The organism is Kitasatospora sp. NPDC101155 (genome assembly GCF_044768305.1).
Taxonomy (GTDB): domain Bacteria; phylum Actinomycetota; class Actinomycetes; order Streptomycetales; family Streptomycetaceae; genus Kitasatospora.
In genome coordinates this window covers 69,264-76,732 of record NZ_JBIWPN010000036.1, presented here as the reverse complement: position 1 = coordinate 76,732, position 7,469 = coordinate 69,264, and the positions used below count along the sequence as shown (strand labels likewise).

Here is a 7,469-nt window from a genome sequence, read left to right as displayed (position 1 = left end):
CTGACCCTCGATGAAGATCAGGATGATTGGAAGATCGCGAAGTGGGTCCCCTTTGATCCGCCGATCAGCGGTCAGTTTTCACCCGTCGCCGACAGATCTCCCAATTGGCGGCGAGGTCTTCGGCGATGCCGGCAGCAATGAGCGCTTCGGCCGGGGTGTGACCGGTTCCGACGAAGCGCCAGGCACCTTCGACCACGGTCTCGCTGGCCCAGTCGGTGTACAGGCCGCGGGCGTGTTCGGCACGGGCAGCTCTGAGCTGCCCATAGGTAGTGGAGTAGGCCCGCGTCTTGGTGAGGCAGTGCCCGCGGTAGCCGAGCATGTGGGCCCAGGCCCGGAGGCGCAGGTGTTGCAGTTCGGGCAGGCCGCCGAGTCGCCATGCGGTGGCGATGAGGGCCCGAACGTGCGGGCTGGCGCGCAGGGCCCGTATCTCCGCCAGGGACTCGATGCGGCGGTCGACAGCGCCGGCGGCCTCCACGCTCTTGCTCGTGTACTTGGCGACGTAGGCGGCTACAGCGTCGTCCGTGAGTCGTCCGCCCTGCCCGTGGGTTAGGGGATGGGCGTCGAGCTGGGTGCCGAAGCTGAACCGTCCTCCGCCGTAGGCTGCCGAGTCGGGGCAGGGCAGCGCCACGGCCGCAGCCGCCGAGTGGACTGTCTCCAGGAGGAGATCCCCCGTCGCCCAGGACGGAGGCGGGCCAGTGGGCCCATCGGGTCCATCGAGCCGGATGACGGCGTGGAAGTGGAGAGCGCCGCGCTTCTGGTACTCGGCGACCTTGGCGGCAGAGACCCGAACCAGGGTGCGCACTTCTGACCGGCCGAGGGCCGACTTCCGCCTTGTCCTCGCGCGTCGCCATCAGGTACAGGTCCGCCACCTCGTCCACGATGACGACGATGGGCATCTTGCGAAGTTTGGCCGGGAGGTCCCAGATCGAGCGGGCTCCGACCGAGCGGCACAACTGCATCCCTGCTTCCGTCTCGGCGACCAGTTCGGCCAGGAGCCGCGCCGCCTCTGCCCGGGTGGAGGCCAGGGCCGAGAGCCGGTCCTCGAACAGGGACAGCTCCATGCCGCCCTTGAGGTCGATGCCGAACAGGGCCACGTGTTGCGGGGCGAGTTCCTTCACCAGCGAGGCGATCAGGGTGGACTTGCCGGAGCGGGTCGCACCGACGATCAGCCAGTGCGGCGCCCGCCGGAAGTCGATCGCCCAGGCTCGGCCGTCCTCCAGCAGGCCGACCACAGCCCGCAGTGCGCGCCGTTTCAGCTGGTAGGGCACGACGGGTGCCCGGAGCGGGTCCCAGGCGAGCGCGGGCAGGGTGACGAACCCACGCTCGTCCGAGGACAACCGGACCGCGTGCACCCGCCAGGCGTGCGTGAGTGCTTCGACGGCGGAGAGGAAGTGCTCCGGCACCTGTCCGCGCGCCTTCCGGACCGGCTACCAACGAGCCTGCTCTCCAACCCGGAGATGATCGCCGCGTGCCGAGAGCGAGACTTCGCCGCCGTGTTCCGGCTGCTCAAGCTGGTCGGGATCTACCCCTCGCTCATCGCCCGAGCCTGCGACATGACACCGAGTCGAGTCGGCGAGGTCATGGCGGGCAAACGCAAGATCGAGAAGATCGATCTCATCGAGCGAATCGCAGATGGGCTGCACATCCCAGGGAACATGCTCGGGTTGGCTTCTCGGGAGTGGGAGCAGGAGGCACCAGCCCCACAGCTCCGGCGCCGATCGTTCGAGCCTTCCATCGGCGGGAAGGCGCTCAGTGCGCCGATGGACCCCGAGTTCTTCGTCAGCCATCTGCGCGGCGTCATGCCCGGCCACTACAAGGCCGCGAACCTGCTCGGCTCCCGCCACGCACTCGACGCGGTCACCCGGCACGTCCAGTTACTCGACCGCCTCCAGCAGAACGCCGGCGGCCGCGCCCGCGACGAACTCCTCACCATCGGTGCCCGTACGGCGGAGTTCCTGGGTTGGTTGAACCAGGACCTCGGAGACTTCGACCAGGCCCTCTTCTGGTCGGACCGCGCCATGGAGTGGGCGCAGGAGACCGGCGACGACGTCATGGCCGCTTACGTGCTCTTCCGAAAGAGCAACCAGGCCACCGCTCAACGCAGCACGCAGAAGACCGTCAGTCTTGCCCGCGCCGCTCAACGGTCGGCTGGCGCCACACTGCGCATCCGCGCTCTGGCCGCCCAGCAAGAGGCCCAGGGCCACGCACTCATGGGCAACCCGCGCTTCGCGCAAGCCAAGTTCGACGAGGCCCACGAACTCGCCGCCGAACCGGACGACTCGCACGCAGACGATGCCCTTGATCTCGCGTACTGCACACCGACCTACATCGAGATGCAGCGCGCGAACTGCCTGATCGAACTCGGCGATCCGCGAACGGCCGTGGACATGTTCGAGGCCGAGCTTCAGATCCTGCCGCCGATCTACCGCAACGACCAAGGCGTCTACCTCTCGCGGCTGGCGCGCGCCTATGCGGTGTCCGGTGAGCCGGAGCAGGCGGCCGCCGCGGCCGACCGGGCGCTGTCGATCGCCATCGACACCGAGTCCGCGCGGGCCATGTCCGAACTGTCCGCAGCAGGCAAGGCCCTCCGTCGGTGGAGCGCCGTACCCGAAGTAGCCACGTTCACCGGCCGTTTGACCCTGATGAGCAGCGGGAGCCCTCTCGACCGCTGATGACCTGATGAGAGAGGCTGGGCCCATGGACGCTCTGATCACGGCCGCCACTTCCGCAGACGAACGCCAGCGCGGCGCCAAGGTCGCCGTACTGCCGGTCGGCAGCTTCGAGCAGCACGGCGATCACCTGCCCCTGACCACCGACACCGTCGTCGCCAGCCTGATCGCCCAGCGGATCGCCACCGACTACGACCTGTTCCTCCTGCCACCCATCACGCTGTCCTGCTCGCACGAGCACGCCCACATGCCGGGCACCGTCAGCATCAGCGCCGCCACGCTCTACGCCGTGATCAACGACATATGGAAGTCCCTCCAAGCGTCCGGCGTCCCCGGCCTGCTGATCGTGAACGGGCACGGCGGGAACTACGTCCTCTCCAACGTGGTCCAGGAGGCCAACACCGAGGGCCCGCGCGTCGCCCTCTTCCCGGTCCGCGAGGACTGGCACCGGGCCCGCGAAGCCGCCGGCCTGGAGAGCAGCGGTGCCGAGGACATGCACGGCGGCGAGCTGGAGGTGTCCCTCCTCCTCCACGGCGCACCCCACCTTGTCCGCGGAGGCATCGAGCAGGACGACCACGACGCCCCTGAGCGCCCCCACCTCCTCACGCTGGGCATGGCCGGCTACACCCGGAACGGCATCATCGGCCGCCCGTCGCTCGGAACCGCCGAGAAGGGCAAGGCCATGCTGGAAAGCCTGTCCAAGTCGGCCGCCGCACACCTATCACTCATATGGGGTAGCTGACAGCTACCGGTTGCCACCCGAAGGTGGGCAAGTCCCTCAGCCAGCAACAGAGCCCACCTCTCAGGCGCACAAGAGCCCTCCCCGACTGAGCCGAGGAGGAACCACGCGTCGCGCTGAGCGTCAGCCCCCTCGATCGAGGACTTGATGCTGGGGCGCGCCGGGGCATCCTGAGGGGTGCTTTGACCAGCCTTGCCCGGCTTCCCTGGGGCGGAGGCAGGCCCACCCGAGTCGCAGCTCAGGCCTAGCTCACTCAGGACGAGTTCTACCGGGCCACCTATGGCTTCCTCCGAACATTCATATCGTTTACGTTTTCTACATTTGCATCAAGTAGCGCCAAGGCGTCTGATGTCTTTGGGCGCCCCTGCGGCTCCTTGCAAAGGGCTCGACTGATCAACCCTGCAAGGGGATCCTTTGCCCGCTTCAGCGGAGGTGGCTCATCAAGCAGTACCGCTGACATTGATGCTGCCAGTGTTTCTCGCCGAAATGGGGAGGAACCCTCAATGGCCTGGAAGAGCGTTGCCCCAAGGGAGAAGATGTCACTGCTCGGCAGGTCACTGCCGCCTCGTAGCCGTTCGGGAGCCATGTACTCCGGCGAACCGATGAATGTGCCCTCAGCGGTGATAACTGTGTCTCTCTCATGCCGTGCGATCCCAAAGTCGGCGAGGAGAGTAGTTCCATCCGTGGACAGCATGACATTGGCAGGCTTAACGTCGCGGTGGATTATGCCACTCTTGTGGGCCGCATCAAGCGCACGTAGCAGCGCCTTGGCGACTTCCACCACTTTGCTCGCAGGAAGCGGGCCGCGGTGGCGCGTGTACTGCTCCAACGAATAGCCGACAACCAACTGCATCACGATCCACGGGCGACCGTCGTGGGTCACGACGTCGTACACCGTGATGATGTTGGGGTGATCACGAAGTTTGGCCGAGTTCCGGGCCTCCCTTGTGCACGGGCTAAGAGCTGAGCGCGTTCGACCTCAGACTGTGCAGGAGGCAGCCATACTTCCTTGATCGCAACGTCCACGTCTAAATATTCGTCCCGAGCCTTCCACGCCCTGCCGAAGCCTCCAGCCCCGAGGTCGTACAGCAGGCGGTACTTGCCCCCGATCACCTCTCCGCGACCTGCCTCCTGAACCATCTCTCCCCTATGGCGGTTGAGGAACAGTCAAGCTTCGAGACTAGGCAGTGCATGTGCGATCGAGCTAGGTATCGGCATAACTGCTTAAAGATCGAAGTGCGGGCCGACTTCTGGTGCCGCGCGGTCGAGCCAAGACAGGAGGGTTGGACCAGACCTGGGAGGGCCCGGAGGCCAAGGAACCCATAATGCTGGTCCATGTCGCCGGCCAGGCCCCCGAGGCTCGTCTGCCCGCCACGAGCCCGGTGACAACAGAGGGCAGATGACCTTCTTGCGGGCCCTGGAGGAGGCCGCCACTTCGCTTGGGCGGTTACCGGCATGCGGAAGGCCGCTGCATCGCGATGCAGCGGCCTTCCAGCCGATCAGACCCACTCGATCGAGGACTCGATGCCCGGGGCGCTCCGGGCGGCGGGCAGAGGGGTCCTCTGGCCGCCTTGCCGGGCCTCCCCGGGGTGGGCGGGCCCGCCCGGGGCGCGCGTCATGCCAAGCGCGCCCAGGACGAGCTCCCGCTCACCCTCCGGAAGACTGTGAAGTAAGTCACACAGTTCGGCTACCGTGTCACTCATGCTGCGGGCTATTTCTGCTGGCCAGCGGCGTTGACGACCGTCAGCGGCAGCATCTTCTTGCCCGTCGGGCCGATTTGTATAGTCGTCTGCATCTGGGGGCACACGCCGCAGTCGAAGCACGGGGTCCAGCGGCAGTCGTCGACCTCGACCTCCTCCAGGGCGTCCTGCCAGTCCTCCCACAGCCAGTCCTTGTCGAGGCCGCTGTCCAGGTGGTCCCAGGGCAGCACCTCCTCGTAGGAGCGCTCACGGGTGGTGTACCAGTCGACGTCGACGCCGGTGCCGGCCAGGCCCTTGTCGGCGCAGGCCATCCAGCGGTCGTACGAGAAGTACTCGCGCCAGCCGTCGAAGCGGCCGCCGTCCTCGTAGACGGCACGGATGACGGCGCCGACCCGGCGGTCGCCGCGGGAGAGCAGGCCCTCGACGATGCCCGGCTTGCCGTCGTGGTAGCGGTAGCCGATGTTCTTGCCGTACTTGCGGTCGCCGCGGATCGAGTCGCGCAGCTTGGCCAGACGGGCGTCGGTGGCCTCGGCGGACAGCTGCGGGGCCCACTGGAACGGGGTGTGCGGCTTGGGCACGAACCCGCCGATGGAGACGGTGCAGCGGATGTCGTTCTGGCCGGTGACCTCGCGGCCCTTCTGGATGACGTTCTTCGCCATCTCGCCGATCTGGAGCACGTCCTCGTCGGTCTCGGTGGGCAGGCCGCACATGAAGTACAGCTTCACCTGGCGCCAGCCGTTGCCGTAGGCGGTGGCGACGGTGCGGATCAGGTCCTCCTCCGACACCATCTTGTTGATCACCTTGCGCATGCGCTCACTGCCGCCCTCGGGGGCGAAGGTGAGGCCCGAGCGGCGCCCGTTGCGGGACAGCTCGTTGGCGAGGTCGATGTTGAAGGCGTCGACGCGGGTGGACGGCAGCGACAGACCGATCTTGTCCTCGGTGTAGCGGTCGGCCAGGCCCTTGGCGATGTCGCCGATCTCGGTGTGGTCGGCGCTGGACAGCGACAGCAGGCCGACCTCCTCGAAGCCGGTCGCCTTCAGCCCGCGCTCGACCATCTCGCCGATGCCGGTGATGCTTCGCTCCCGCACGGGGCGCGTGATCATGCCGGCCTGGCAGAAGCGGCAGCCACGGGTGCAGCCGCGGAAGATCTCCACGGACATCCGCTCGTGCACCGTCTCCGCCAGCGGGACCAGCGGCTGCTTCGGGTACGGCCACTCGTCCAGGTCCATCACGGTGTGCTTGGAGACCCGCCACGGCACGCCCGGGGCGTTCGGCACGACGCGGCCGATCCGGCCGTCGGCCAGGTACTCCACGTCGTAGAACTTCGGGACGTACACGCCGCCGGTACGGGCCAGGCGCAGCAGCAGCTCGTCGCGCCCGCCGGGGCGGCCCTCGGCCTTCCAGGCGCGGATGATCTCGGTGATGTCGAGCACGGCCTGCTCGCCGTCGCCGACCACCGCGCAGTCCAGGAAGTCCGCGATCGGCTCCGGGTTGAAGGCCGCGTGGCCGCCGGCCAGGACGATCGGGTCCTCGTCGGTGCGGTCCTTGGCCTCCAGCGGGATGCCGGCCAGGTCGAGCGCGGTCAGCATGTTGGTGTAGCCGAGCTCGGTGGAGAACGACAGCCCGAAGACGTCGAAGGCCTTCACCGGGCGGTGGGCGTCCACGGTGAACTGCGGGACGCCGTGCTCACGCATCAGCGCCTCGAGGTCCGGCCAGACGCTGTAGGTGCGCTCGGCGAGCACGCCCTCGCGCTCGTTGAGCACCTCGTAGAGGATCATGACGCCCTGGTTGGGCAGCCCGACCTCGTAGGCGTCGGGGTACATCAGCGCCCAGCGGACGTCGCAGGCGTCCCAGTCCTTGACGGTCGAGTTGAGCTCGCCGCCGACGTACTGGATCGGCTTCTGGACGTGCGGGAGGAGGGCCTCCAGGCGTGGGAAGACCGATTCGACAGTCATGTACTAGGAACCCTTACGACGTGATTCGATGCCGCGAGCCGGCACGGGAGGGGTGACCCTCAAGGGTAGCCCAATCCGGGGAACGGCCCGTCTGCCCGGGACCCCGCCGGAACCGGACCCGGCCGGGCCGTCCCGAACCGGACCCGGCCGCCCCGCGGTGCGCTCCGGCGCGATCAGCCCCGTCCACAGCCGCCCGTACCCGCCCCGGCACGCACGGTGCGCGCCCGCCGCCCGGCGCCGTCCGCCGTTGACACGCCCGGACGGCCCGTGCGGTACTGACAGGGCCCTACCCAAGGCCCTGCACCCCTTCCGGAGACGGGAGTTGGGTCGTACGCTCGGCCAACGCCGACTCCCCCGGCGGCCCGTCTCGCCCAGCACGACCTCCCCAGTCCCCCGCGAGGCCCCC

3 protein-coding genes and 2 pseudogenes are annotated in these 7,469 nt (G+C 68.0%); 1 reads left to right on the top strand and 4 read right to left on the bottom strand.

The genetic code is table 11. The features are described from left to right. Positions 1–64: 64 nt before the first annotated feature. Positions 65–802, bottom strand: a complete 738-nt coding sequence (locus ACIRYZ_RS35050; protein ID WP_402952177.1) for a replication initiator — start codon at positions 800–802, stop codon at positions 65–67. 175 nt (positions 803–977) lie between these two features. Continuing rightward, positions 978–1,232 (bottom strand): annotated as a pseudogene (locus tag ACIRYZ_RS35045) (FtsK/SpoIIIE domain-containing protein); the annotation flags it as partial. A gap of 1,465 nt (positions 1,233–2,697) precedes the next feature. Between ACIRYZ_RS35045 and ACIRYZ_RS35040 the strand changes: the two are divergent. Continuing rightward, positions 2,698–3,411 (top strand): creatininase family protein, encoded by a 714-nt coding sequence (locus tag ACIRYZ_RS35040; protein ID WP_402952175.1) that lies wholly within the window; start codon positions 2,698–2,700, stop codon positions 3,409–3,411. Between the two features lie 274 nt (positions 3,412–3,685). On the opposite strand, the pseudogene ACIRYZ_RS35035 reads toward ACIRYZ_RS35040, so the two are convergent. Further along, positions 3,686–4,348: pseudogene (locus ACIRYZ_RS35035) on the bottom strand (serine/threonine-protein kinase); the annotation flags it as partial. Positions 4,349–5,119: 771 nt separating this feature from the next. Further along, positions 5,120–7,063: a TIGR03960 family B12-binding radical SAM protein gene (locus tag ACIRYZ_RS35030; RefSeq protein WP_402952173.1), complete on the bottom strand. Its 1,944-nt coding sequence runs from the start codon at positions 7,061–7,063 to the stop codon at positions 5,120–5,122. Positions 7,064–7,469 lie beyond the last annotated feature (406 nt).